Genomic DNA, 25723 nt, shown 5'->3' with positions numbered 1-25723 from the left:
TCAGCCCGCAATTTTCTCAAAGATCTTGGTGAGCTTTTCTTCCAGCGTTGCCGCGGTGAAAGGCTTGACCACGTAACCGTTGGCGCCGGCCTGGGCCGCCGCGACGATGTTTTCCTTTTTGGCTTCAGCCGTCACCATCAGCACCGGCAACGAAGCCAGCGATGCGTCGGCGCGGATCTGCTTGAGCATTTCCAGGCCGTCCAGGTTGGGCATGTTCCAGTCGGACACGACGAATTGGAAGCCGCCGTTACGCAGCTTTTCCAGACCGATCGCGCCGTCTTCGGCCTCGTCGACGTTCTCGAAACCCAGCTCTTTAAGCAGGTTGCGGATGATTCGTCGCATGGTGGGGAAGTCATCCACCACCAGAATCTTGATGCCCTTGTCTACCATCTTTCACTCCAGAAGAAATTTGCTTGAGATCGATCGGGGTGCAGTCGCGTCACACGCGGTGCCCACGGTCGCCCAGGCGAGTCAGAATGCGTTCGCTAATCGCCGACAGCGTCACCACTTCGTCGGCCGCGCCAATGGCGATGGCCTCGCGCGGCATGCCGAACACCACGCAGCTGGCTTCGTCTTGCGCGATGGTGTGCGCGCCCGCGCGGTGCATGGCCAGCATGCCCGCCGCGCCGTCCTTGCCCATGCCGGTCAGGATGACGCCGATGGCGTTCTTGCCCGCGGCCACGGCAGCGGAATTGAACAACACGTCCACCGACGGGCGGTGGCGGTTGACCGGTTCGCTGGCTTCCAGTTCGATCACATAGTTGGCGCCGCTACGGCCCAGGCGCATGTGCGTGTCGCCGCCCGGCGCCAGATACACGTGGCCCGGCAGCACGCGGTCGCCGTGGACGGCTTCGCGCACCGTGACGGCGCACAGCGCATCCAGCCGCTGCGCGAACGAACGCGTGAAGCCGGCGGGCATGTGCTGCGTAATAAGAATGGCGGGGCTGTCCGGCGGCAGGGGTTGCAGCACTTCGCGGATGGCCTCGGTGCCGCCCGTGGAGGCGCCCACAATCACCAGTTTTTCCGAGCTGGCCAGCGGCCGGCGCAACATCGGCGCGGGCGCGGCCGGCGCGGCGTGCGGCGTGGGCGCGCGCAGCTTGGCGCGCGAGGCGGCACGGATCTTGTCGGCGATGATCTCGGTGTATTCCAGCAGGCCGTCGCGAATGCCCAGCTTGGGCTTGGTCACGAAGTCGATGGCGCCCAGTTCCAGCGCGCGCAGCGTGATTTCACCGCCGCGCTCGGTCAGCGACGACACCATCACCACCGGCATCGGGCGCAGACGCATCAGCTTTTCCAGGAAATCCAGCCCGTCCATGCGGGGCATTTCCACGTCCAGCGTCAGCACGTCGGGGTTGTGGCGCTTGATGAGGTCGCGCGCCACCAACGGGTCCGGCGCGGTCGCAACCACTTCCATGTCCGGCTGGCTGTTGATGATTTCGGTCATCAGCCCGCGCACCAGCGCGGAGTCGTCTACACACAAAACGCTTATTTTTTTCATTGTTTGCTGCCTCGACCCGTTCAGGCCTTACTCGCACATTCGTAGACGGTCTGCCCGCGCAGACGAAAATCACGGCTGATGTAGGTGAAGTTCTCGGAGTGCCCCGCAAACAGCAGCCCGCCCGGCTTGAGCAGCGGCGCAAAGCGCTCCAGGATCTTCGCCTGTGTCGGCTTGTCGAAATAAATCATGACGTTGCGGCAGAAAATCACGTCGAACTTTTCGTTGATCGGCCAGCTGGGCGCCAACAGGTTCAACGTTTCGTACCGCACCATGTCGGCAATCTCGGGGCGCACGCGCACCTGGCCGGCGTTGGCGCCACGGCCCTTCAAAAAGAAGCGGCGCAGGCGCTCGTCTTCCATCTTGGCCACGCGTTCGGCCGGATACACGGCGGCGCGCGCGCGGTTCAGCACGTTGGTGTCGATGTCGGTGGCCAGCACCGTGGACGAGGCCGCGCGCGGGCCCAGGGCCTCGACCAGCGTCATCGCAATCGAATAAGGTTCTTCGCCCGTGGACGCCGCACAGCACCACACCGACACCGGGCCGCCGCGCTTTTGGGCGAAGTCGGCCAGGATGGGAAAGTGATGCGACTCGCGGAAAAACGCCGTCAGGTTGGTCGTCAACGCATTGACGAACTCTTCCCACTCGTGCGCGTCGGGCTCGTTTTCCAGCTGGTCCAGATAGCTGCCGAAGTCGTGGCGGCCCAGCGCGCGCAAGCGTCGGGCCAGGCGGCTGTAGACCATTTCACGCTTGTGCGTGCCCAGCGAGATGCCCGCGCGCGCGTGAATCATCTTGCGGACGCGGGAAAAGTCCGCGTCACGGAAATCGAATTGGCGGTCCACCGAGATGGACGGCGCCTGGGTTGCCGCAGTTGCCACGCGATTCCTCAGTGCCCAAGCGCAAACGCGTCAGGCGCTTGCAAACGAGAGTCTTCATCGGACGGGCGCGCCGAAGACAGGCGATGCGCCGGTACTTCGATGACTTCGCCCGCATTGATCTTGAACACCGCCACGGCTTCCGCCAGGCGTTGGGCCTGCTCTTGCAGCGAGCCCGCCGCAGCGGCCGCTTCTTCTACCAGCGCCGCGTTCTGCTGCGTCACTTCGTCCATCTGCGATACCGCGCGGTTGACCTGGTCGATGCCGCTGGATTGTTCTTCCGACGCGGCCGAGATCTCGCCCATGATGTCCGTCACGCGCTTTACCGACGCGACGATTTCCTGCATGGTCGCGCCCGCGCGTTCCACCTGCTGCGAACCGGCGCCAACCTTGCTGACCGAGTCTTCGATCAGGCCCTTGATTTCCTTGGCGGCCTGCGCGCTGCGCTGCGCCAACGAGCGCACCTCGCCCGCCACCACCGCAAAGCCCTTGCCCTGCTCGCCCGCACGCGCCGCTTCCACGGCGGCGTTCAGCGCCAGGATGTTGGTCTGGAAGGCGATGCCGTCGATCACGGAAACGATTTCGGAAATCTTGCGCGAGCTGGCCGAGATGTCGTGCATGGTGTTGACCACTTCCGACACCGCCGAACCGCCCCGCTCGGCAACGTCCGACGCGCTGGCGGCAAGCTGATTGGCCTGGCGCGCGTTGTCGGCGTTTTGCTTGACGGTGGACGCCAGCTGCTCCATGGACGCGGCGGTTTCTTCCAGGGACGCCGCCTGCTGTTCGGTACGGCTGGACAGGTCCGTGTTGCCGGCCGCGATTTCATGCGAGCCCACGTTGATTTCGTCCACGCCCCGACGCACGGTCGACACCGTGCGCGTCAGGCTTTCCTGCATGCGCTTCAAGGCGGCAAACAGCTGGCCGATTTCATTGGTGTTGCGCACGTCCACGCGCGCGGTCAGGTCGCCGCCCGCGATGCGGTCAAAGTGATGACCGGCCTCTTTCAGCGGCAGCAGCACGCGGCGGCGCAGGAACACGTAGGTGGCGAACACCAGCAGCGCGGCGATCACGCCACCCGCGCCCACGGCGATCAACACAAATTGGTAACGCACCTGCGCCACTTCGTGCGCATCCAGCATCTTGCTGGCGCGCCAGAAATCAAAGCCTTCGACGGCGCGGGCAAAGCGCCCTTCCAGCGCGTCCTGCACCGTCTGCACCTGCTTCTGGTAGGCCGGCATGTCGGCCTTTTCCAGCGCGGCGACCAGCGGGGTCAAGCCCTGCTGCACCAGCGCGGCGTACGACGCTTCAATCTCTTTGAGCGGTTCGGCCGCATCCGCCGGCTGCGGCAGGCTCTTGTAATACTCGTACTCGGCCTGGCCCTTGTTCATGGACGCCTTGGCGCGTTCCAGCAAACCGGTGGCTTCCGCCGACAAACCCTGCGTCAGCAAGGTGGCCTGGCCCACGCTGCCCACGATGTCGGCATAATTTGCGGTCGCGGCGCGCCCCAGGCCGTTCATCGTGTCCTTGTAGCTGGATACGACGCGGCCCACCGCGTCGTCCAGTTCCTGCGATTGCTTGATCTGGGCAAGGGTGCCATTGCTGATGCGCAGGGACAACACGCCCAGCGCCGCCCCGATCACCAACATGAAGGAGAAGAACGCCAGCACCCACAACAGGCTGCTGCGTATCGTCATGTTCGCGAAAAACTTGCGCATCTCAAGAACCACCCTTTGACTGCAATCGTTAAAGGAAAGCGCCACATCGGATTGAATATGGCGCCTCTACCCCGCGTTCCGGCCGGATTCCGATCAGGAAGCGACCTTCTCCACCAGCGCCATTTCATCGCTGGTCATCATCTTTTCGATGTCGACCAGGATCAGCATGCGTTCGTCCACCGTGCCCAGACCGGTCAGGTATTCGGTGGACAAGGTGGCGCCGAATTCCGGTGCAGGACGAATCTGGCCGGCGTTCAGCATCAGCACGTCGGACACGCCGTCAACCACGATGCCGACGACGCGGCGATCCAGGTTGAGGATGATGACGACGGTCTGCTCGTTGTAGTCGACGCGACCCAGGTTGAACTTGATGCGCAGGTCCACGATCGGGACGATGATGCCGCGCAGGTTCGTCACGCCCTTGATGAACGTGGGAACGTTGGCGATACGGGTCACCGTGTCGGCGTCGTAGCCGCGGATTTCCTGCACCTTCAGGATGTCGATGCCGTACTCTTCGTCGCCCAGCGTGAAGACGAGGAATTCGCTGCCGACATCTTCGTTGCGCGCGGATTGCGCTTGCGGTTTGGCTGCCATGATTTTTTATTGCTCCATCAATTCAGAATGGCTTCGGGCTGCGACCAACGCTCACGGTTGGCGCGCGCAAGCGCAAATACGTCGACAATCAAGGCCACGCTGCCATCACCCAGGATGGTGGCGGCCGAGATGCCAGGCACCTTGCGGTAGTTGGATTCCAGGTTCTTGACCACCACCTGGTGCTGGCCGATCAGGTGATCCACCAGCAGCGCAAAACGGCGGTCTTCGGCTTGCATGATGACCGCGATGGCCTGCGTGGGATCGGTCTGCGCCTGGGCAACCGAGAACACGCGGTGCATCTCGACCAGCGGCAGGTATTCGCCGCGCACATGCATCACGCGTTCGTTGCCCGCCACCGAGTAGATCTGGTCGTTGGTCGGTTGCAGCGATTCGGTAACGTGGTTCAGCGGCAGGATGAAGGTTTCTTCGCCCACTCGAACCGACATGCCGTCCAGAATGGCCAGCGTCAGCGGCAGCACGATGCGCGTGGTGGTGCCGTTGCCCGGCTCGCACGACAGCTGCACGTGACCGCCCATGTCCTGGATGTTGCGGCGCACGACGTCCATGCCCACGCCGCGGCCCGAGATGTCCGTGACCTTTTCGGCCGTGGAGAAACCCGGCGCGAAGATCAACTGCCAGATTTCATCGTCAGGCGAATTTTCGTTGACGGCCAAACCTTGCGCCATCGCCTTCTTCAGGATCTTTTCGCGGCTCAGGCCACCGCCGTCATCGCTGACTTCGATGACGATGTTGCCGCCGTTGTGTTGCGCGGACAGCACCAGCTGGCCAACCGGGTCCTTGCCGGCGGCGATACGCTTTTCGGGCGTTTCGATGCCGTGGTCCAGGCTGTTGCGCACCAAGTGCGTCAGCGGGTCGATGATGCGTTCGATCAGGCTCTTGTCCAGCTCGGTCGCGCGGCCGTAGGTCTGCAATTCGATCTGCTTGCCCATCTTGCCGGCGATATCGCGCACCAGACGCGGGAAGCGGCTGAACACGTAGTCCATCGGCATCATGCGGATCGACATCACCGCTTCCTGCAAGTCGCGGGCGTTGCGTTCCAGCTGTTCCATGCCGTTGAGCAAGCGGTCGTGCAGCACCGGGTCCAGCGTGGACGCGGTCTGCGCCAGCATGGCTTGCGTGATGACCAGCTCGCCCACCAGGTTGATGACCTGGTCGACTTTTTCAACGCCCACCCGAATCGACGTGGATTCCTTGTCGGCATGCGCGGGCGCAGCCGGACGCGAGGCGCGGGCGGCGGCTTGCGTGATGGCTTCGGCCGCGGCGGCGGTGTCGGCGACCGACGGCACGGGCTCGGCGGCGACGGGGGCCGGGGCGGCTGCCGGTGCCGGGGCCGCTGCCACGGGTTCGGCCACGGGCGTGGCGGCCTGGGCGGCGGGCGCGGCTTCGCGGGTGATGGACAACTGGTCGCCGTCAACGATGAAGCAGCACACCGCTTCGATATCGTCCGGCGTGCACGTGCTGTCCATCCACACGGTCAAGGCGCCGTTGGCACGTTCGCTGGCGCGCACGTTGCCCAGGTTGCCCATTTCTTCGAGCAGCGACGCGGCGTCCTTGTCGGACACCTTGGTGATCCTGACCTTGAGCGGCAAGTCGCCGGCGTCAGCCGCCGGCGTCTGTACGGGTTCGGGCGCGGGGGCCGGCGCAGCGGCGACAGGCGCGGGCGCAGGGGCCACGACGGGCGCGGGGGCCGCCGGCGCGGCCACGGCCGCGGCGGGGTCCTTATGCTCCAGCGCCAGCTGCCTCAATACGGCGCAGATACGCTCAAACACGGCTTCATCGGGCTCTTCGGAGGCCCGATAGGCATCCAGTTGGCTTTTGAGCACGTCTTTCGTTTCCAAGAAGATATCAATCATGTCCGTGCGCAGCGCCATTTCGCCGCGACGGATTGCGTCAAGAAGGTTTTCAAGCAGGTGGGTGGTGCCCGCCAGCTGCGTAAAACAGCCGAATGTCGCCGCGCCGCCCTTGATCGAATGCGCCGCGCGGAAGATGGCATTGAGCTGTTCAATGTCGGGAGACCCTACGTCGAGCTCCAGCAGCAGCTGCTCCATCTGCGCGAGCAGCTCATCCGCCTCGTCGAAAAAGGTCTCGTAAAACTGACTGAGGTCCAAACCAGAACTCATGACCCGTACGCCTTCATAAATGAACCTGCTTTACGCGCCGGCCTGCTCATCGAGCAGCTCGGTCGCCAATTCCACCAGCACATCGGGGTCGACCGGCTTGGACAGCCAGCCACAAACGCCCAGATCCCGAGCGGCCATCTTGCTACCCACATCGTCTTCGGTGGTCAGCACCAGCACCGGCACATCCAGGTACTGGTCCAGCTCACGCAGGCCTTGAATCAATTCAAGCCCGCCCTTGACGGGCATATTCCAGTCGCTGACCACGAGGTCCACCGGATGGCTCTTGGCCACCTCCAGCGCTTCCTGACCGTTGCCGGCCGTCAACACTTTCCACCCCGCGCCCGTCAACGTCGCCTGGACGATCATCCGCATCGTCGCCGAGTCGTCCGCCACCAGAATCGTTGCCGCCATTGCTATCGAACCCCCTGAACCGGCGGCGCGTTCGCCGCTTCGCCTTGATTGGTTGCCGTCGCGGCCTGGGCGGCGGCTTGCACCGCCTCCACGGCCGTCCCCACCTCGCGAGCATCTTTGGCGCTTACGTCCGCGGCTGCGGCGTTCTCGTTTTCGATGCGCTTCTGGGTGTTCATATTGAGCACCACGAGGCTGATACGTCTATTAACGGCTGCATACGGATCATCTTTAACCAGACTCATGCTGGAAGACAGACCCTGGATGCGCATGACCTTGCTTTCGTTCATGCCGCCGGCCACCAATTCCTGACGCGAGGCATTGGCGCGGTCCGCCGACAATTCCCAGTTGCTATAGGCGCGCTCACCGCGCGCGTACTGCGAGGCGTCGGTGTGGCCCGAGATACTGACGCGGTTGGGCAGCTCGTTCAGCACCGGCCCCAGTTCGCGCAGGATGTCGCGCATGTACGGCTGCACTTCGGCGCGGCCGGTGGCGAACATCGGGCGGTTCTGGTTGTCGATGATCTGGATGCGCAGGCCCTCGGTCGTCAAGTCGATCAGCAGCTGCGGCCTGAAGCTTTTCAGGACGGGGCTGGTCTCGATGACGTTTTCAAGGCGGCGCTTCAGGTTTTCCAGGCGGTGCTGTTCGCGCCGTTCGGCGTCGCCCATGGGCTGGGATTCGACCCGATTGCCCTGCCCTTTGCGCACATCGCCCTCGCTGCGCAAGGGGTCGCGGCCGCCGCCGGGCACGGCGCTGGTCTCGGCCGAGCTGCTGGGCCCGCCCGTGATCGCCACGCGCAGCGGCATGCGGAAGTATTCCGCGATGCCCTTGAGCTCTTCGCGCGGCACGATGCTGATCAGCCACATCACCAGGAAGAACGCCATCATCGCCGTGATGAAGTCGGCGTAGGCGATTTTCCAGCTGCCGCCATGGTGCCCGCCGCCCTTGACCTTCTTGCGGCGGATCACCACACGGTGGTTGTTTACGGTGCTCATCGCCCGCTCCGTCAGGCCTTGCCGGTCGACTTGGTTTGCCGGACGTGCTCTTCCAGCTCACCAAAGGTCGGACGCACGGACGAGAACAGCACCTTGCGGCCAAATTCCACCGCCAGCTGCGGCGGGTAGCCGTTCATGCTGGCCAGCAGCGTGGTCTTGATGCATTCCAGCACTTTCATGGCCTCGTCATTGCGGCGCTCGACCCGCGAAGCCAGCGGCCCCACGAAACCGTACGCCAGCAAGATGCCCAGGAACGTGCCGACCATGGCCTTGGAGATCAGGTCGCCCAGAATGGCGGGCGGCTGGTCCACGGCGGCCAGCGCCTTGATCACGCCCAGCACCGCGGCCACGATACCGAAGGCCGGCAGGCCGTCAGCCATCTGTTGCAGCGCGTGCGCGGGCACTTCGCGTTCATGGCGATAGGTCTCGATTTCCTCGTCCATGAGCGTCTCGATTTCAAACGAGCTCATGTTGCCGCTGATCATGATGCGCAGGTAGTCCGTAATGAACTCCATGAGCTTCGCGTCTTTGGCAATGCGCGGATATTCGCTGAAGATCGGGCTGGAAGCCGGGTCCTCAATATGCGATTCGATGGCCATCAGGCCTTCACGGCGCGCTTTATTCAACAACACGTACAGCAGAGCCATCAGCTCCATGTACACGTCCTTGCTGTAGCGCGAGCTTTTAAGCGCGTCGGGCAGCGCCTTCTTGACCAGCATCAGCGATTTTTTGCTGTTGCCGGCAAGAAAAGCCCCAAAGGCCGCACCAAAGATCAGTGTCAGCTCGAAGGGCTGGTAAAGCGCGCCCAAATGGCCGCCCAGCGCTATAAAGCTGCCGACGACCGACACGATCACCACGAGAAAACCGATAACAATCAACACATCAGGCCCCTGCCAACGAAGTCTAAAACTGGCGTCAATGATCCCCTGTTCCCCCCGACCCAAAAAGGCGGGTTACGGGGAGTTTTCCAGGGCTTTTGATGTATTTGGACGCGCGCCTGGCGCGTCCGGGTCACGGACGGGCAGCGCCGAGCGCGGGCACCGGACGGGTGCCGGCACGGGCTTTGGCCGCCGCGCGCGTCTTGCCGGCGCGAGGAGGCGGGCGGCAGATCGCGCACACGAAATCCGAGTGCGGATCGTGGGCATGGGCGATGAAATGGCCGCCACATTGGCGGCAGGCGGACAGCTGGAGCATGCCGCTGTCAAAGAAACGCACAAGCATCCAGGCACGGGTGAAGCTCAACACCGGTTCCGAGCTTTCGGCCGTATCCAGGCCGGCGTTTTCCAGATAAAGGCGGTAGGCGTCGATGATGGCGCGAATGCCTTTGCTGCTGGTGCGCGCGTTCAAGAACGAATAAACGTTGTAGAACAGCGACGAGTGAATATTCGGCAGCCAGGTCATGAACCAGTCCACCGAGAACGGCAGCATGCCCTTGGGTGGCGAGCAGCCGCGGATTTCGCGGTACAAGCGTGCCAGGCGGTCGTGGCTGAGGCTGGTTTCAGCCTCTAGAACCTGAAGCCGCGCTCCCAGGGTAATCATGGAGCTGGCAAGCAGGATGTCGTCCGCTTCCTGAGATACGCTTTTGGAGGCCATTACACGAGTCCGAGTGGGTGTTGGAGCGGCCGTCAGGCCAGTTCTTCTACAGGTTGCTTGGCCAGCAAGATTGTTGCGTGAGCTTGTTGCAGCGCGCCGCCCAGAACATCATGGGTCAGGGCCGACAACAGGCTGTAGTCATCAAAGCGGAAACGGCACAGCAGCGAGCTCGAGCTGGCCAGCTTGACCAGTTGCGCCGGCGACAGGCGCATCAGGATGTCAGCGACTTCGTTGCTGAATCCCAAACGAAACATGGATGCTGCAAAGTCATCACGCAACATACGTTGCGCAAGTAACAGGTATGACAGATTCACTTCGCGAATGTCTGCCAGCAAAGAATTTTCGACTTGTTGCACGCCCTACTCCCTATCCCAATCCCACCCACGGGGGCTCGATAACCAAAAGCACCGGTGTCTTAGTGACACCTGATTGCTGCTGCATCCTGTTTTAATGCGAAATGTATCATTTGTTCGCAATTTAAGTAAAATTTACCACAGGTGATGTCATTTTCTATGACTTATATGACAAATCTTTGTTGATATTGCGCAACCTGTGAGTTTCGATACACATTGACATAGAAACTCGTGACGAATTTACGTCAATTTGGCAAATAAGCATTCAAAACGTTGCGTACTTCCAGGAATGAAATGTTGTGCAGTGCCGACAATGTCACCTTGCCGATCACTAAATCCTGGTCGCTTTAGCGCAGCCGCGCGTTTGTCGACAATGTCGCAAATTGACAACGTCTGACGATGCGTCACGATGGACACCGCCTGACATTCCCGCAATGCCCCACGCAGATGACAGCTTGGTCGAATATGCCCCGCTAGTGCGGAAGCTGGCCCTGCAATTGCTCGCACGGCTACCCGCTAGTGTGGAGCTCGACGACCTGATACAGGCCGGCATGATCGGCCTGCTTGACGCCGTAAGGCGCTATCAGGAAACGGCAGACGCCCAATTCGAGACCTACGCCACGACCCGTATTCGTGGCGCGATGCTGGACGAGCTTCGCGGCCAGGACTGGCTGCCCCGCAGCGTCCGCACCAAGGCGCGCAAGATCGAGCAGGCTATCCAGCAGCTCGAGCAGCGCCTGATGCGCGCGCCTTCCGAAGCCGAGATCGCCGCCCAGCTTGAAATGCCGATCGGCGAATACCAATCGCTGCTGCACGACGCCCAAGGCGTGCAGATCGTGCATTACGAAGACTTCACCACCGAACCCGATTCCGCCTCCGGCCAATCCGACTGGACCGCCACGCTGAACCACGGCTCGGCCGGCGGGAATCCGCTGGATGCGTTACTGGCTGGTGATTTCCGCCAGGCGCTGGTGCAGGCGATTGATGCCTTGCCTGATCGGGAGAAGTTGTTGCTGTCGCTGTGCTACGAGCAGGGCCTGAATCTGAAAGAGATCGGCGCCATCATGAATGTGACCGAGGCACGGGTGTGCCAGTTACGGTCGCAGGCCACGGCGCGGATCCGGGCGAAGCTGAAAGAAATGGCTTGGCAGGACCTGCCGCTGGAAGGGCAGATCGCGCAGATTATTTGATGGGGCGATTTCGCGACAGGAAATTCCCCCGCAAATCCATCGCTGTTCGGCCCATATAGCCGAACGCCACGCTGATAGCCTTTCGCACAGCATCCCAATCCGCAAGCAGTCGCGTTCAAACCGCGCGCCGCCCCTTCCCCTGGAATTCCGCAATGACCGCAGCCGATTATTTGACTCAGGCCATCTCCGACGCCTACGACGAAACCCCCTATATATCGAACGCATTCGCGTACACGTCGCCGGGCAACCTGCGCGCAGTGGCAAGCCTTTATGGCTTGGCCGCGCCCGCGCTTGATACCGCACGGGTACTGGAACTAGGCTGCGCGGCGGGTGGGAACCTGCTTCCCTTCGCTTTGGCCCACCCCAACGCTCGCGTCGTCGGCATAGACTTGGCGCCGCAACAAATCGAAGCCGGCCAGCAGGTTGCCGAAAAGATCGGCGCCCGCAATCTGGACCTGCGCGCAATGAGCGTGACCGATGTCACCGCTGAATTGGGGGTGTTCGACTACATCATCTGCCACGGCGTGTTCAGCTGGGTGCCGCCCGAAGTCCGCGACGCAATCCTGCGCATCTGCCGCGAAAACCTCGCGCCCGAGGGTGTTGCCTACGTCAGTTACAACACCTACCCCGGATGGAAAGCCGCGGACGTGGTCCGCGATGCCATGATCCTGAACAGCTTTGGCGCGCAAACCGCACAAGAGAAGCTGGCCAGCGCCAAAGAGATGTTGGACCTGTTGGAAAACGGCTTGTGGCACAACAATCCGCTGCAGTCGGCCCTGCAGGCCGCGGCGCATAAACTGCGCGGACAGTCCGACCACTACCTGCTGCACGAATACCTGGAAGCGATCAACACGCCTTGCTACTTCCTGGAATTCGCCGCTGCCGCCCAGCAGGCCGGGATGGCGTATCTGACGGACTCCGAACCGCATCTGACCTTCGCTTCCACCTACGGCAGCAAGGTCGCGCTGGGCCTGAACGGCTTGTCGGCCAAGGGCAACCGCGAAATGCGCGAACAGTATCTGGATTTCGCGGTGGGCCGCTCTTTCCGCAAAAGCCTGCTGGTGCATGGCGAGCGCGCGGAAAAAATGCTTGAGCAGCCCGAGGGCACGGCGTTCAAAGCCATGCACTTCGCCACGCGGCTTGACGCCGCCGCCCCCTCGCCTGGCGCCTCGGCGGAACATCGCCACTACCTGACCCCCAACGGCGCGACCCTCAGCAGCAAAGACCCGGCCATGCTCGGCCTGATCGACGCGCTGAACAAGGCATGGCCGCGCTCTCTGCCGTTTGACGCGCTGCTGGACATTGCGCAATCCCACCATTCGGGCGTGCAAGGGGACGACCTGGCCAACGTGGTCTACATGAACCTGATCACACTGGTGCAATCCAGCGGGGTTCATTTCCGTATGGAGCCATCGCCCTACCTGGCGCCCGACGCCAAGCCCGCTTTGATCCCGGGTGCCCGCGAACTACTAGATGAAGTAACAAGCACGGCATGCCAAGTGGGTATGTACAACCTGTGGCACCAACCCGTAACGCCGCCCGCTGACGCATTGGGCCGATTCATCGCCCTGCATATGGACGGCTCGCGCAGCGTGGCGGAGCTTCGCACCCTGACGCGCGACACCCTGACATCCGGACGTAGGCCCCACCCCAACGGCCAGTCGTATAAGGGTGCGCGGAATCTGGAACCCGTGGCGCAGGAATTCCTGAATGCCTTGCTGGCTGAATTGCGACGCACCGGCCTGCTGGTGAATTGAAGCTTACAACTTCCACGGCCAGCGCCTTGCCGGCAAGCGCCGGGCCCGCGCCGCGGAACCGCCTAATAAAGCCAACATATTTACGATTGCCGAAAAAAAAGCCTAAAGATTGATTTGCGACTGCCGTAATCCTGACAACGGAGAAATTCGAAGACGCAAGAAAGCGAATTCTCCCGTTAACACGATGGGCGGCCCCGCTGCCCGGTTTGAAGAAGCCTTTCTCTCTTGGGAGCCTAAACATGGCTGCAGTCATTAACACCAACTACTTGTCGCTCGTTGCTCAGAACAACCTGAACAAGTCGCAATCTTCCCTCGGTACCGCCATCGAACGCCTGTCGTCGGGCCTGCGCATCAACAGCGCCAAGGACGACGCCGCCGGTATGGCCATTGCCAACCGCTTCACCGCGAACGTCAAGGGCCTGACCCAAGCCGCTCGTAACGCCAACGACGGTATCTCGCTGGCTCAGACGACGGAAGGCGCCGCCTCCGAAGTCAACACCCACCTGCAACGTGTTCGCGAATTGTCGGTGCAAGCCGCCAACGGCAGCTACTCGCAAGAACAGCTGAACTCGATGCAAGACGAAATCAACCAACGTCTGTCGGACATCGACCGCATCTCGCAACAAACCGACTTCAACGGCGTGAAGGTTCTGTCGGATTCGGCCAAGCCCCTGACGCTGCAAGTTGGCGCCAACGACGGCGAAACGATCACCCTGAACCTGTCGGAAATCAGCGTCAAGACGCTGGGTCTGGACGGCTTCAACGTGAACGGCTCGGGCGTGACCCAAAACCGTTCGGCCACCGTGTCGGATCTGCAAGCTGCCAACGGCACCGCCGCAGGCAACGACTGGACCGTTCAAACGAACCACGCTTCGGCCACCGCTGAAGACACGTTCGGCAAGCTGCAAAACGGCAACAAGGTCACCGTGGGCACGGGCACCGCCGCTACGACCTACACGTACGACTCCACCGCCAAGAACTTCACGTTCACCGACAAGTCGGCCTCCGATGCTGGCTCCATCACCGCGCTGGCAAACACGCTGCGCCCGGCCACCGGCACCACCACCGCCAGCTACACCCACAGCAACGGCTCCGCTTCGACCTCGTTCGAAGTCGACGCGACGGGCAAGGTCACCATCGGCGGCCAGGCAGCCTATCTGGACACCGCCGGCAACCTGACGACCAACAGCGCCAGCGCCACCGCTGCCACGCTGGACGGCGTGTTGCAAGCTGCAGCCACCACGAACGCAGCCGGCACCTCGTCTGTTTCGATCGGCGGCAAGACGTACTCGAACGTCGGCGGTGCTGGTAATGCCGCCAAGCTGCAATTCACCAACACCATCGCTTCGGATGCCCTGCTGGCCAACGTCAAGGGTGCCGCCGACTCGTCGATTCAACTGGGTTCTGGCATCACCAGCGCCACCGTGGCACTGACCAATGGTGTCTCGGCCACGACCTTCGTCGACGACACGGGCGAGTTCACGACCACCAAGAACTACACCACGGTGTACACGGTTGATCCCAACACGGGCAAGGCCACCGTCAAGAGCGGCACGGGCACGGGCGACTACGAAGCCAAGGTTGGTGCAACGGCTTACGTCAACTCTGACGGCAAGCTGACCACCGCAACCACCAGCGAAGGCACGAAGACCACCGATCCGCTGAAGACGCTGGACGCTGCCTTCACCAAGCTGGACAAGCTGACCGGCGAACTGGGTGCTGTGCAGAACCGTCTGGAATCGACGATCTCGAACCTGAACAACGTGGTCAACAACCTGTCCAACGCTCGTTCGCGTATTCAAGACGCGGACTACGCCACGGAAGTGTCGAACATGTCCAAGGCTCAGATCCTGCAACAAGCCGGTACCTCGGTTCTGGCGCAAGCCAACCAAGTGCCGCAAACGGTTCTGTCGCTGCTGCGTTAATTCAAGAACCGCCTCACGGGCAATGGAGAGAGATCACCCTCTCCTTATTGCCCGGCCGCATCGGTCCTTCGCGCCGATGCAAGGAAACCAAAGCCCGCCTTATGGCGGGCTTTTTTTCGCGTCTGCGCGGCGCTTCAGCTTCTCTGAAACTGACGGGATATTCGCACGCTGATTGATCGAATAGGGCGCGCCACTCATTCGTAGAATTGCTGCAACAAACTCAGTTGGTTCGTTCCACCGCCAAGCCACATGTTCCATCCGGCCTACATCCACCGCCAAACCGCCGCAGAGCCCGGCCCTGTCGCTCCCAGCCATTCTCCCGCAAGACTGCGGGCGACGGCGCATCTCTATGGCATCGACGCCGTTCCCTTGGAGCAAGCGCGGATACTGACGATTGGCTGTGGCGACGGTTCCGGCCTGCTGCCATTTGCGCTGGCCTACCCCAAGGCGCAGGCGATCGGTATCGACACCTCGGAGGCCCTGATCGCGCAAGGCACGGAAGCTGCCCGCCGGCTGGTAGCCACCAATGTGCAACTTTATGTCGGTGACGTATCCGACGTCGGTAGCCAGCTCGGAAAGTTTGACTACATCATCGCCACCGGCCGATACAGTTTCCTGCCCGAGGAGGCAGGCCAGGATCTGATGAAGGCATGCGGCCAACTGTTGTCGCCAAACGGCATCCTTTACTTGGACTGCCATGTGTATCCCGGTGCAAAATCGCTTGAGGTGGTGCGCGACGCCATCATGCTGCACGGTCATGCCGCAACGAACAATGACGAGCTGAGGCAATCCGCCATCGCCGCCCTGACGCTGTTCAAAGACGGCATGGCGGCAGGCAATCCGTTCAACGCATCGCTTTCCGCAGCAGCCGCGCAATTCGATCAAAGCTACCGCGCCGATGAGCAGCCGGCTCACACGGACCCTTTGGTGTGCAACCCGAGTTACTTCGTCGAAATCGCGGGCCGAGCCGCGCAGGCCGGGCTCGCCTACCTGGGCGACGCGCAACCTCTAAGCGAAATCCCCCTGTCATTCGGACAGGGGGTGTCTCTGAACCATAGTCTGCTGGCCCTAGGCCAACCCGCGACTGTCCGCCAACAATACCTCGATTTCGCCACCGGCCGCGGTTTCCGCCAGTGCCTTTGGATACCCCAGCAGCTCGCAGACGAGGCGCTTGGCAAGCTCGATATGAATCGCCTGCGCGACTTGCGATTCGCGTCCGGTCCGATCCGGCTTGCCGGCAATGGCCAGGAACAGGGCGCAGCCTATGTGAACCATCTGGGCCGATCCCTGATCACGCACGATCCCGACATGGTGACCGTGGTCGATACGTTGGGGCATGCCTGGCCTGGCACACTGCCCTACTCGACGCTGCTCGCAGTCCTGTTGCACCGCAATCAGATCGATGACACGGCCGCACGAAAGATCCTGGACCGCCTGCTGCATACGCTGATGGAACACGACCTGATCCATTACTGCCTGGATCATGGGCCTTACGACCTCGAGGCAGAAACGCCGCTGCGTCTATTGGGGTTCCTAACCGATTCCCCGGCATCCGGCGAGGCCGCGTTGCCACGTTTCAACCTGTGGCACGAAACGGTCAATTTCATGCCGTCGCGCGCCCAACTGGTGATCCTTGAGAATCTGGCGACGGGACGACTGCCCTCTGCGACCACCGGGGATGGCGATTCGTTCGAGCCTGCAGACGTGGGCGAAACCCTGACCATGCTTAAACGCTATGCGCTCGCGCATGGCGGTGCCAAGGCTTGGGCCGATATGCTTCGCAGTACGCTCAAGGCGTCGGCCGACGGCTACATGCCGCTGACAGGCCTGTACGCGAGCGCCATGGCCAGCATATGTCTGCATGCGCGTGTCCTGTCTGGAAACGGGCATCAGCCCAATCCGCCTCCAATCATTGCGGCTCAGGCCAAGCGAATGCACGAACTGCTGATGAAAAAGGCGCATGTGGACACCGAGCAGGCAGCCCGCCGCATTATCAAGCTCGCTCCAAATTTCTGGGATGCCTGGGAAGCCCTTGCGTTCTCGCTCTTTGGCACGTTCCGAAACCTGGAAGCATTGCAGGCTGCGCTGACCATGCTGGATTTGGCGCCCGCCGATGCGCAGAGCCACATCATGCTGGCCGCAGTGCTTACCCAGCTGGGGCGCACCTCTGAAGCGATCGTAATCAGCCGCCGAGCTGTCGAGTTGGCAAATCGCAGCGCCGAATCCCATTCGGCTCTTGCTGACGCCCTGGCAGCTGAAAGGCGATACAAGGAGGCCGAGGCATCCAACCTCGCTGCGCTCGCTCTGGATCCCACGCATCGCAAGGCGCTCATCAATCTGAGCAAGATCTACATAGATTCAGGCGAGGTCACGCGCGCCGAAGAGATGACCCGGAGAACGCTGTCGCATTATCCGTCGGCGACTGTTGCGCGCAACAATCTGTTGTTCGCGCTGAACTATTCCGATGAGCGCACGGCGGAAGAGGTGTTCCAGGCCTATGCCGACTACGATGCCGAACAATGCGTGCACTTGCGCTCGACATGGAAGCCGCATAACAACGGCCGCAACCCTGACCGAAAACTGAAGATCGGCTACGTTTCGCCGGACTTCCGTCACCATTCAGGCAATTGTTTTATCGAACCCTTGTTCGCGCACCATGACCGCGACCGCTTCGAGTTGACCGCGTACGCGGAGCTGGTGTCCGAAGACGCCACGACACCCCGCCTCAAAGCCTATTTCGACCGCTGGGTGCCCACCGCCACATTGACCGATGCACAACTGGCCGAACGCATCCGCTCGGACGGCATCGACATCCTGATCGATGTGGCCGGACACACCGCCGGAAATCGCTTGGGTGCGTTTGCTCGCAAACCGGCGCCCGTGTCGGTGACCTGGCTGGGATTCGGCTATACGACCGGACTGTCGGCGATTGATTACATCATGACCGACGAGGCCATGCTGCCGAAAGGCTACGAACGGTTGTTTTCGGAAGAACCCTGGCGCCTGGAGCAATGCAACTTCATCTACCGGCCCGGTAACACCACCGGTGATCCGGGACCACTCCCGGCGTTGAGCAATGGCTATGTGACGCTTGGCACGTTGACCCGCGCAATCCGAATGAACGACCGCACCGTCAAGGTCTGGTCCGAAATTTTGCGCCGTTTACCCAAGGCGCACCTTGTGGTCAACAGCGCGAGCTACCGCGACGGCCCCATGTGCGAGCAGCTGATCCGCCGCTTCGAAGCCCATGGAATAGAGCGCAACCGCCTTGAAATCGGTTGTACCAGCCCGCCCTGGGATGTGCTGCGTGGCATGGACATCGGCCTTGACTGCTTTCCGCACAACTCGGGAGTCACGCTGGTCGAAACGCTGTATATGGGCATACCTTACGTCACGCTGGCCGACCGCCCGAGCGTCGGCCGCATTGGCGCCTCCGTGCTGAATGGAGTGGGCCATCCGGAATGGATCGCGGACGATGAGCAAGCCTATATCCAGAAGGTCGTCGATCTCGCCAGCGATCTGCCGGCGCTGCAGGTCCTGCGCAACGAGCTGCGTGACGACATGCGGGCCAGCGCCTTGATGGACGAATCCGGGTTTGCCCGAAAGTTTGAAGCTGCCCTGCGCAGCATGTTCGCTAAATGGTGTGAGAAGAAAGCATGAAGGCAATCATTCTGGCCGGCGGCCTTGGCACAAGGATTTCTGAAGAAACCCACACGCGCCCCAAGCCGATGATCGAGATCGGCGGGCGGCCCATCCTGTGGCACATCATGAAGACCTATTCCGCCCACGGCGTGAACGACTTCGTGATCTGCTGCGGCTACAAGGGCTACATGATCAAAGAGTATTTCGCGAACTACTTCCTGCACATGTCGGATGTCACCTTCGACATGGCCGACAACCGCATGGAAGTTCACCAGCGAAAGGCGGAGCCTTGGCGCGTGACGCTCGTGGACACCGGCGAAACCACGATGACCGGGGGCCGGCTGAAGAGAGTGACTGATTACGTGAAGGACGAAGAAGCCTTCTGCTTCACATACGGCGATGGAGTTGCCGACATAGACATCAGCGCGCTACTCGCGTTCCACCGCGACCATGGAAGGCAAGCAACCGTGACCGCGGTACAACCTCCAGGCCGATACGGTGCACTGCGACGCGAAGGCAACCGCGTAACCGGCTTCACGGAAAAGCCTCGCGGCGACGGCGGGCTGATCAATGGCGGCTTCTTCGTTCTATCGCCTAGCGTGTTGTCGTTGATCGAGGGCGATGACACGAGTTGGGAAGCTGCGCCCCTGGAATCATTGAGCCGCAGCGGCCAACTGCATGCCTACGAACACTTGGGCTTCTGGCAGCCCATGGACACGCTCCGTGAAAAAAACCTGCTTGAGTCGCTTTGGAACTCTGGCGAGGCGCCTTGGAAGGTTTGGTGAGGGGGTCATTTGGCAGCCAATAACCAAAGTCCCTTAAGACAATCGCGGGAAGGGACGGCAGTGCGCCGTCCCGATTCAGCAGCGTTCACTTGATGATCAGGCCCTGCCCCGTCGGCAGTTCCAATACCCGATAACCCCGTTTCGCGAACCAGGGATCTTCGGCGTCCTTTTGCGCACGGTAGGCGAGCCAGCCATAGTCGTCCAGAAGGAGCACGGCACCGGGCACCATTCGATCAAACAGTACATCAAGCGCTCCGACTTCCGCGTCAGCATTGTTCAAGTCGAGATGCATGAATGCGATCTTTTTAGGTGCGACATCCTCGAGGACATCGGGAACCTTGCCTTGCGTAACGGTTACGTTGGGTAGGTCGGAAAACCTTTCTTTCACCCAGCCATACAACTGCTTGCTGTGCTCCGGCATGGCATGGTGGGGCAAGTTGGGGTCGTGATCGAAAAGGTCGTAAAGGTAATAGTGGCGATCTTGAAGCGACCCAAAGTCGATCGCATCGCAGACGATTCGTGCCGTCGTGCCTTTATAGCAGGCGCACTCGACGAAATCTCCCTCCAGGCGCAATCCGTTTCGCACCCCCCAGAGAACGACTGAAATTCGCCACAACACGGCCTGCTCCACTTCCGTAGCTGCATGCTTTTTGAAGGCATCCATCAGCTTCTGGTCTTCCAAAAACCCCAGATTCCGGTGATAGGTGAAGAGATTGTCGCCGGCGTAGGTGCCCGCGAGAACGTTCACTCCATCCATGGCAGATTGGATTCCCTGAAAGAACTTTGATGGATCTTTCAGCCCAAAAAACACCGCTTTCAAATGGTTGTTGCTCATGTTCGACTTCTTAGTGAATGGGGGCGTCTAAGTACGGAGTACGGGCAGAGTGCTCGCGGAATATCAACGGACATGTTACCGGACCAGCATCCTCAGCTTGCCGGAAAACTGGGGGTTGATTTCTATACTGATCCATCTATTGGCGAACGCTTACCTGCTTAGAATGTCCACACTACAAAGAGTCCATTCCCTCACTTTTCATCAATCAAGAATGCCGCCTCCTTCTTATTTGCGGCAGAACCACTCATGACCGGGTCCATTACGCCTCCCCCCCCCTTCTGGCGCGGCAAACGGGTTCTGCTGACTGGCCACACCGGCTTCAAGGGCGGCTGGCTGGCGATCTGGCTGCATCGCCTGGGTGCTCAGGTCACCGGCATCGCATTGCCGCCCTACACCGAGCCCAGCCTGTACCGGGCCGCCCGCGTCGGCGACCTAGTCGACAGTCGTTATTGCGACATCCGCGACGCTGCGGCGCTGCGCGAACAGGTGGTCGCCGTCCGGCCGGACATCGTGCTACACCTGGCCGCGCAGGCCCTGGTCCGCCCGAGCTACGCGCAGCCGGTAGAGACGTTCGCGACCAACATCATGGGCACGGCCCATCTGCTGGACGCCCTGCGCGCCGCGCCGTCGGCCCGGGCCGCCGTCATGGTCACGACCGACAAGGTCTACCGCAACAATGAATGGCCCTATCCCTACCGCGAGAACGACACGCTGGGCGGGCATGATCCCTACAGCGCCAGCAAGGCGGCCAGCGAACTGGTCATCGCCTCGTACCGCGACGCCTTTCTGCAGGGCCAGGGACTGGCAATCGCCAGCGCGCGCGCCGGCAATGTGATCGGCGGCGGCGACTGGTCCCAGGACCGCCTGCTGCCCGACGCCGTGCGCGCCTGGCGCGGCAATGGCGAACTGCATGTCCGGCGGCCGCAGTCCGTCCGCCCCTGGCAACACGTGCTGGAACCACTGGCCGGCTACCTGACCTTGGCGCAGGCGCTGTGGGACACGCCGGCGCTGGCGGACGCCTACAACTTCGGCCCCGACGCCGGCGAAGCCGCGCCGGTGCGCACCGTGGTGGATCTGGCCCAGGCCACATATGGCCAGGGCAGCACCCGCTACGCAGACCAGGTCGAAGGCCCGCACGAGGCCGGCCTGCTCACCCTGGACACGTCCAAGGCCCGCGCAACGCTGAACGTCGCGCCCCGCTGGCCGTTGGCGCAGGCCGTCGCACGCAGCATGGACTGGTATCGCCGCTTTGACGCGGGCGAAGACGCCCGCGCCCTGTGCAACGCCGATATCGATTTGTACGAGGCCCAACCATGAGCCTGGACATTATCGACACGCCGCTGGCCGGCCTGAAGATCGTGCAACGCCATCCCCGTGGCGACGCGCGCGGCTTTCTGGCCCGTCTGTTTGATGGCGCCGACCTGCGCACCTGCGGCTGGAACGGGGGCATGGAACAGGTCAACCACACCTACACCGCCCAGGCCGGCACCGTTCGCGGCATGCATTACCAACTGCCGCCTCATGCCGAGATCAAGCTTGTCAGTTGCATCCGTGGCGCCGTCTGGGATGTTGCCGTGGATGTACGCCAGGGGTCTCCCACCTTTCTTCAATGGCATGCCGAACGCCTGTCCGCCGACAACGGCCGCGCGCTGTTGATCCCGGAAGGCTTCGCTCACGGCTTTCAAACCCTGACCGACGACGTCGACATGCTCTATTGCCATTCCGCGCCGTATGCGCCCCAGTCCGAGGCCGGCCTGCATTTCCAGGACGCCCGGCTGGGCATCGCCTGGCCCCTTCCCTTTACCCAAGTGTCCGAGCGTGATCAGCAACACCCCCGCCTGGACACTGCATTTCCGGGAGTCGCACTGTGAAGTGCCGTCATTGCCAGGCTGAATTGCGCCTGCCCTTTTTGGACCTGGGCCACGCGCCCCCGTCCAACGCCTACCTGAGCGCCACCGCCCTGCGCGGTCCCGAGACCTGGTTTCCGCTGCGCATCCTGGTGTGCGAAACATGCTGGCTGGTCCAGACCGAAGACCACGCCGGCCGCGAAGCGCTGTTCACCGACGACTACGCCTATTTCAGTTCGTTTTCGTCTTCCTGGCTGGCGCATTCGCGCCGCTATGTGGACGAGATGATCGGCCGGTTTGGCCTGAACGCCGGCAGCATGGTCACCGAGATCGCCGCCAACGATGGCTACTTGCTGCAATACGTGCAGGCGGCCGGCATCCCCTGCTATGGGGTCGAACCCACCGCCAGCACCGCGCAAGCCGCCCGCGAACGCGGCATCGACATCGTGCAACGATTCTTTGGCGTGGAACTTGGTGACGAGTTGGCCGAACAGGGCCGAGCGGCGGACTTGATCGCCGCCAACAATGTGCTGGCGCACGTGCCGGACATCAATGATTTCGTCTCGGGCTTTGCGGCGCTGCTCAAGCCCCAGGGCGTTGCCACGTTTGAATTCCCGCACTTGCTGCGCATGGTGCAGGAAAGCCAGTTCGATACCGCTTACCACGAGCATTACTCGTACCTGTCTCTGACCGCCGTGTCGCGGATCTTCGCCGCCAACGGGCTGGCGGTGTTCGACGTAGAGCCTCTTTCCACCCACGGCGGCAGCCTGCGCGTCTTTGCGCAACGCCTGGATACCGGCAAGCATGAGGTCACCGCCGAGGTGGCGAGCACGCTGGCCGAAGAGCAGCAGGCCGGCATGACCGGCCCCGCCTTCTATTCGCGCTTCCAGGAACAGGCGGAGCGCGTCAAGAACGACCTGCTGGCCTTCCTGGTGGAATTGCGCCGCAGCGGCAAACGCATCGCCGCGTATGGCGCGGCCGCCAAAGGCAACACGCTGCTGAATTTTGCCGGCGTGCGACCCGACCTGCTTGCCTACGTGGTGGACCTGAACCCCGCCAAACAAGACAAGTACCTGCCGGGCAGCCACATTCCCATCGTCGCGGAAGCCACGCTTCGGGAAGACAAGCCCGAGTACATCCTGATCCTGCCCTGGAACCTGAAGACCGAGGTGTCCGCGCAACTGGACTATGCGCGCCGTGAATGGCACGCCAAGCTGGTTACGGCCATTCCGTCCTTGTCCATCGAGAGCGCGGCGCAGTAATGAACAAGCAGCCGGTCACGGTGTTGGGCGCTACGGGCTTCATCGGCCGGCACCTTGTCGCGCGCCTGCGCGCCGACGGTACGCCTTGCCAGGCGCCGCCACGCCATGACCCTGGCTTGATGACGCGCCCCTTGGGCCACGTCATCTACGCCATTGGGCTGACTTCGGATTTCCGCAGCCGGCCATTGGAAACCGTGGAGGCGCACGTCTGCCTGCTGCGCAGCCTGCTCGCGGCCGGCAATTTCGACAGCCTGACCTACCTGTCCAGCACGCGGGTCTACGCGGGCTCTGCCGATACGCGCGAGAGCGCAACGCTTGCCGTCAACCCGAATGACCCGAGCGACCTCTACAACCTGTCCAAGCTGATGGGTGAATCGCTGTGCCTGCACGGTGGCCGCCGCGGCGCCAAAGTGGCGCGCCTGTCCAATATCGTGGGCCTGCGCGATACGCCCGACAGCTTTATCGACCAATTGCTGGAAGAAGGCGCGCGCGGCAACGGCATTACGCTGCGCACCTCGCTTTCTTCGCGCAAAGACTATCTCTACATCGACGACGCAGTGTCGCAAATATTGGCCATTGCGCAATCAGAAGACGCCAGCGGCATCTTCAACGTGGCGCATGGCGCAAGCGTCGACAACCGCGAAGTTGCCCACTGGCTGCAACAGTCGCTGGGCTACCCCTGCAACGTGGCGCCCGGTGCACCCGAATGGGCCTTTGCCGATGTGGACGTAAGCCGCATCCAGGCGCTTTGCGGCGTTGCGCCGCGCGCCTTCTCCGACTATTTCCCGAATTTTCTGGCGCAGTACCGCCTGCACAAAGGAATCTGAATGTCCTACCTTGAAACCACGCCCGACGCGCACCCCGAATACCGCCAGGAAAAGCAGGCCCGCATTGCCGGCTTCGCCACCGACCAGGAATTCCGCGAGCTGTCCATTGCGTGGCGCCAAATGGCGCTGGAACGCAAGTACATGAACAACTTCTCGTGGGCCGGGCGTCCGCTGATCCAACTGCCCATGGACGCGATGGCCATGCAAGAGCTGATCTGGGCCGTGAAGCCGGACCTGATCATCGAAACGGGCATTGCGCACGGCGGCTCGTTGATGCTGTCGGCGTCCATGCTGCAATTGCTGGGCGCGGGCGACGTGGTGGGCGTGGACATCGAGATCCGCGAGCACAACCGCAAGGCCATCGAAGCCCATCCGCTGGCGCAGCGTATCCACCTGATCGAAGGGTCCAGCATTGATCCCGCGACCATCGCGCAAGTGCGCGCGCATGCCGAGGGCAAGAAGAACATCATGGTCTGCCTGGATTCGAACCACACGCATGACCACGTGCTGGCGGAACTGAATGCCTACGCCGATCTGGTCAGCGTCGGCAGCTATTGCGTGGTCTTCGACACCTTCGTGGAAGACATGCCGGCCGACTACGAATGGCCGGGCCGTCACTGGGGCAAGGGCAACAACCCCAAGACCGCCGTGTGGGAATGGATCAAGCAGCACCCCGAGTTCGAAATCGACCGCTCGGTGGAAGACCGCCTGCTGGTCACGTCCGCGCCGGACGGCTTCCTGCGCCGCAAGGCCTGACGAGCCAGGCGGCATTGTGATTCTGATCGATCCCACCGCGCGCGTGTCGCCGCTTGCCGACATCGAGGATTCCACGCGCGGCACGCGCATTGTGGTCGGCCCCAGGGCCATGGTGGATTCCTTCGTCAAGATCAAGCCAGCCGGCGGATCGGGTGATGTTGAGATCGGGCCGGAATGCGTCATCAATTCCGGCTGCGTGCTTTACACCGGCAACGGCATCCGCATGGGCGCGCGCGTGGCGGTTGCGGCGAACTGCACGTTCGCTCCCGCCAACCACGAGTTCCGCCGCCGTGACTTGCCGATCCGTGAACAGGGGTTTCGTCCCAGCAAGGGCGGCATCGTGATTGAAGACGACGTCTGGATCGGCGCCAACTGCGTGTTACTGGATGGGGCGATCCTGCGCCAGGGCTGCGTGATTGCGGCGGGCACGATTGTGCGCGGCGAAGTCGCGGCATTCTCGATACAGGGCGGTAACCCGATGACGGTGCTGGGCTGGCGCGAAGATAGCGGCGCTTGAATGGGTGTGGCCGCGTAGTGCGGCCAATCTTCCCTTCGCTCCAGGCGACCCAGGATGCCACATGCACCGTCCCCTCGGTCCACGCGGTCCCCTAGGTTCGCTCCGCCCTTGGGGCCACGCCGCGCTCCGACGGGCCCAGCCGCCCTCATCCAACCGGCCACCACGCCCAATCCTCACCAAACCGCACTTTTTCCACGCTATTCCCCTTTTG

General features: G+C 62.1%; 23 protein-coding genes. 11 read left to right on the top strand and 12 right to left on the bottom strand.

Features of this window, described 5'->3' with window-relative positions; genetic code table 11:
- The 11 genes from cheY to flhD form a co-directional block, all read right to left on the bottom strand.
- Positions 1-390: a chemotaxis response regulator CheY gene (gene cheY / locus AC6LJY_RS15475; RefSeq protein WP_006219033.1), complete on the bottom strand. Its 390-nt coding sequence runs from the start codon at positions 388-390 to the stop codon at positions 1-3.
- 49 nt (positions 391-439) lie between these two features.
- The gene (locus AC6LJY_RS15470) at positions 440-1498 is read right to left on the bottom strand and encodes a protein-glutamate methylesterase/protein-glutamine glutaminase (RefSeq protein WP_046806441.1); all 1059 of its coding nucleotides are present in this window, start codon (positions 1496-1498) and stop codon (positions 440-442) included.
- A 20-nt stretch (positions 1499-1518) separates the two neighbouring features.
- Entirely contained in the window at positions 1519-2373 is an 855-nt protein-coding gene (locus AC6LJY_RS15465; protein ID WP_046806440.1) for a CheR family methyltransferase, read from the bottom strand.
- 8 nt (positions 2374-2381) lie between these two features.
- Positions 2382-4085: a methyl-accepting chemotaxis protein gene (locus AC6LJY_RS15460; protein ID WP_498136307.1), complete on the bottom strand. Its 1704-nt coding sequence runs from the start codon at positions 4083-4085 to the stop codon at positions 2382-2384.
- 93 nt (positions 4086-4178) lie between these two features.
- A complete protein-coding gene (gene cheW, locus AC6LJY_RS15455; RefSeq protein WP_006219029.1) occupies positions 4179-4679 on the bottom strand; it encodes a chemotaxis protein CheW in 501 nt (166 codons plus the stop codon).
- 17 nt (positions 4680-4696) lie between these two features.
- Positions 4697-6820 (bottom strand): chemotaxis protein CheA, encoded by a 2124-nt coding sequence (gene cheA / locus AC6LJY_RS15450; RefSeq protein ID WP_498136306.1) that lies wholly within the window; start codon positions 6818-6820, stop codon positions 4697-4699.
- Positions 6821-6850: 30 nt separating this feature from the next.
- On the bottom strand, positions 6851-7231 hold the full coding sequence (locus AC6LJY_RS15445) for a response regulator (RefSeq protein ID WP_046806437.1): 381 nt from the start codon (positions 7229-7231) through the stop codon (positions 6851-6853).
- Between the two features lie 2 nt (positions 7232-7233).
- Entirely contained in the window at positions 7234-8223 is a 990-nt protein-coding gene (gene motB / locus AC6LJY_RS15440) for a flagellar motor protein MotB (protein ID WP_104144971.1), read from the bottom strand.
- Between the two features lie 11 nt (positions 8224-8234).
- Positions 8235-9104, bottom strand: a complete 870-nt coding sequence (gene motA, locus AC6LJY_RS15435) for a flagellar motor stator protein MotA (RefSeq protein ID WP_046806435.1) — start codon at positions 9102-9104, stop codon at positions 8235-8237.
- 130 nt (positions 9105-9234) lie between these two features.
- Positions 9235-9816: a flagellar transcriptional regulator FlhC gene (flhC, locus tag AC6LJY_RS15430; protein WP_046806434.1), complete on the bottom strand. Its 582-nt coding sequence runs from the start codon at positions 9814-9816 to the stop codon at positions 9235-9237.
- 32 nt (positions 9817-9848) lie between these two features.
- A complete protein-coding gene (gene flhD, locus AC6LJY_RS15425) occupies positions 9849-10172 on the bottom strand; it encodes a flagellar transcriptional regulator FlhD (protein ID WP_046806433.1) in 324 nt (107 codons plus the stop codon).
- A 431-nt stretch (positions 10173-10603) separates the two neighbouring features.
- On the opposite strand from flhD, the gene AC6LJY_RS15420 reads away from it, so the two are divergent.
- The 5 genes from AC6LJY_RS15420 (at position 10604) to rfbF (ending at position 19468) form a co-directional block, all read left to right on the top strand.
- Positions 10604-11359, top strand: coding sequence for an RNA polymerase sigma factor FliA (locus AC6LJY_RS15420; RefSeq protein ID WP_046806432.1), 756 nt, complete (start codon positions 10604-10606; stop codon positions 11357-11359).
- 152 nt (positions 11360-11511) lie between these two features.
- A complete protein-coding gene (locus tag AC6LJY_RS15415; RefSeq protein WP_498136305.1) occupies positions 11512-13116 on the top strand; it encodes a methyltransferase regulatory domain-containing protein in 1605 nt (534 codons plus the stop codon).
- Between the two features lie 239 nt (positions 13117-13355).
- Entirely contained in the window at positions 13356-15041 is a 1686-nt protein-coding gene (locus tag AC6LJY_RS15410; protein ID WP_498136304.1) for a flagellin N-terminal helical domain-containing protein, read from the top strand.
- Between the two features lie 249 nt (positions 15042-15290).
- The gene (locus AC6LJY_RS15405; RefSeq protein ID WP_498136303.1) at positions 15291-18701 is read left to right on the top strand and encodes an O-linked N-acetylglucosamine transferase family protein; all 3411 of its coding nucleotides are present in this window, start codon (positions 15291-15293) and stop codon (positions 18699-18701) included.
- Positions 18698-19468: a glucose-1-phosphate cytidylyltransferase gene (gene rfbF, locus AC6LJY_RS15400; RefSeq protein WP_127184304.1), complete on the top strand. Its 771-nt coding sequence runs from the start codon at positions 18698-18700 to the stop codon at positions 19466-19468. Before AC6LJY_RS15405 ends, rfbF begins: the two co-directional genes overlap by 4 nt.
- A gap of 85 nt (positions 19469-19553) precedes the next feature.
- Here rfbF and AC6LJY_RS15395 read toward each other — a convergent pair whose 3' ends face one another.
- A complete protein-coding gene (locus tag AC6LJY_RS15395) occupies positions 19554-20303 on the bottom strand; it encodes a class I SAM-dependent methyltransferase (protein WP_498136302.1) in 750 nt (249 codons plus the stop codon).
- A 246-nt stretch (positions 20304-20549) separates the two neighbouring features.
- Here AC6LJY_RS15395 and rfbG point away from each other — a divergent pair, with 246 nt between their 5' ends.
- The 6 genes from rfbG to AC6LJY_RS15365 are packed head-to-tail and all read left to right on the top strand — an operon-like array spanning position 20550 to position 25512.
- Entirely contained in the window at positions 20550-21620 is a 1071-nt protein-coding gene (gene rfbG, locus AC6LJY_RS15390) for a CDP-glucose 4,6-dehydratase (RefSeq protein ID WP_498136301.1), read from the top strand.
- Positions 21617-22174, top strand: coding sequence for a dTDP-4-dehydrorhamnose 3,5-epimerase family protein (locus AC6LJY_RS15385; protein ID WP_498136300.1), 558 nt, complete (start codon positions 21617-21619; stop codon positions 22172-22174). The genes rfbG and AC6LJY_RS15385 overlap by 4 nt, the downstream gene beginning before the upstream one ends.
- A complete protein-coding gene (locus AC6LJY_RS15380; RefSeq protein ID WP_498136299.1) occupies positions 22171-23412 on the top strand; it encodes a methyltransferase domain-containing protein in 1242 nt (413 codons plus the stop codon). Before AC6LJY_RS15385 ends, AC6LJY_RS15380 begins: the two co-directional genes overlap by 4 nt.
- Positions 23412-24239 (top strand): NAD-dependent epimerase/dehydratase family protein, encoded by an 828-nt coding sequence (locus AC6LJY_RS15375; RefSeq protein ID WP_498136298.1) that lies wholly within the window; start codon positions 23412-23414, stop codon positions 24237-24239. Before AC6LJY_RS15380 ends, AC6LJY_RS15375 begins: the two co-directional genes overlap by 1 nt.
- The gene (locus AC6LJY_RS15370) at positions 24240-24995 is read left to right on the top strand and encodes a cephalosporin hydroxylase family protein (RefSeq protein ID WP_277549419.1); all 756 of its coding nucleotides are present in this window, start codon (positions 24240-24242) and stop codon (positions 24993-24995) included.
- A gap of 16 nt (positions 24996-25011) precedes the next feature.
- Positions 25012-25512: an acyltransferase gene (locus AC6LJY_RS15365; protein WP_498136297.1), complete on the top strand. Its 501-nt coding sequence runs from the start codon at positions 25012-25014 to the stop codon at positions 25510-25512.
- Positions 25513-25723 lie beyond the last annotated feature (211 nt).

The sequence above is a fragment of the Achromobacter sp. RT286_PF genome (genome assembly GCF_059760425.1).
Note: the sequence above shows the minus strand (reverse complement) of the source record. Positions and strands in the feature narration are given on the sequence as shown.

Coding starts and splice junctions, on each gene's coding strand:
- cheY (WP_006219033.1), bottom strand. CDS start 390: ATGGTAGACAAGGGCATCAAGATTCTGGTGGTGGATGACTTCCCCACC.
- AC6LJY_RS15385 (WP_498136300.1), top strand. CDS start 21,617: ATGAGCCTGGACATTATCGACACGCCGCTGGCCGGCCTGAAGATCGTG.
- motB (WP_104144971.1), bottom strand. CDS start 8,223: ATGAGCACCGTAAACAACCACCGTGTGGTGATCCGCCGCAAGAAGGTC.
- AC6LJY_RS15370 (WP_277549419.1), top strand. CDS start 24,240: ATGTCCTACCTTGAAACCACGCCCGACGCGCACCCCGAATACCGCCAG.
- AC6LJY_RS15395 (WP_498136302.1), bottom strand. CDS start 20,303: ATGAGCAACAACCATTTGAAAGCGGTGTTTTTTGGGCTGAAAGATCCA.
- cheA (WP_498136306.1), bottom strand. CDS start 6,820: ATGAGTTCTGGTTTGGACCTCAGTCAGTTTTACGAGACCTTTTTCGAC.
- AC6LJY_RS15420 (WP_046806432.1), top strand. CDS start 10,604: ATGCCCCACGCAGATGACAGCTTGGTCGAATATGCCCCGCTAGTGCGG.
- AC6LJY_RS15405 (WP_498136303.1), top strand. CDS start 15,291: ATGTTCCATCCGGCCTACATCCACCGCCAAACCGCCGCAGAGCCCGGC.
- AC6LJY_RS15415 (WP_498136305.1), top strand. CDS start 11,512: ATGACCGCAGCCGATTATTTGACTCAGGCCATCTCCGACGCCTACGAC.
- AC6LJY_RS15470 (WP_046806441.1), bottom strand. CDS start 1,498: ATGAAAAAAATAAGCGTTTTGTGTGTAGACGACTCCGCGCTGGTGCGC.
- flhC (WP_046806434.1), bottom strand. CDS start 9,816: ATGGCCTCCAAAAGCGTATCTCAGGAAGCGGACGACATCCTGCTTGCC.
- AC6LJY_RS15375 (WP_498136298.1), top strand. CDS start 23,412: ATGAACAAGCAGCCGGTCACGGTGTTGGGCGCTACGGGCTTCATCGGC.
- AC6LJY_RS15410 (WP_498136304.1), top strand. CDS start 13,356: ATGGCTGCAGTCATTAACACCAACTACTTGTCGCTCGTTGCTCAGAAC.
- rfbF (WP_127184304.1), top strand. CDS start 18,698: ATGAAGGCAATCATTCTGGCCGGCGGCCTTGGCACAAGGATTTCTGAA.
- AC6LJY_RS15460 (WP_498136307.1), bottom strand. CDS start 4,085: ATGCGCAAGTTTTTCGCGAACATGACGATACGCAGCAGCCTGTTGTGG.
- rfbG (WP_498136301.1), top strand. CDS start 20,550: ATGACCGGGTCCATTACGCCTCCCCCCCCCTTCTGGCGCGGCAAACGG.
- AC6LJY_RS15445 (WP_046806437.1), bottom strand. CDS start 7,231: ATGGCGGCAACGATTCTGGTGGCGGACGACTCGGCGACGATGCGGATG.
- cheW (WP_006219029.1), bottom strand. CDS start 4,679: ATGGCAGCCAAACCGCAAGCGCAATCCGCGCGCAACGAAGATGTCGGC.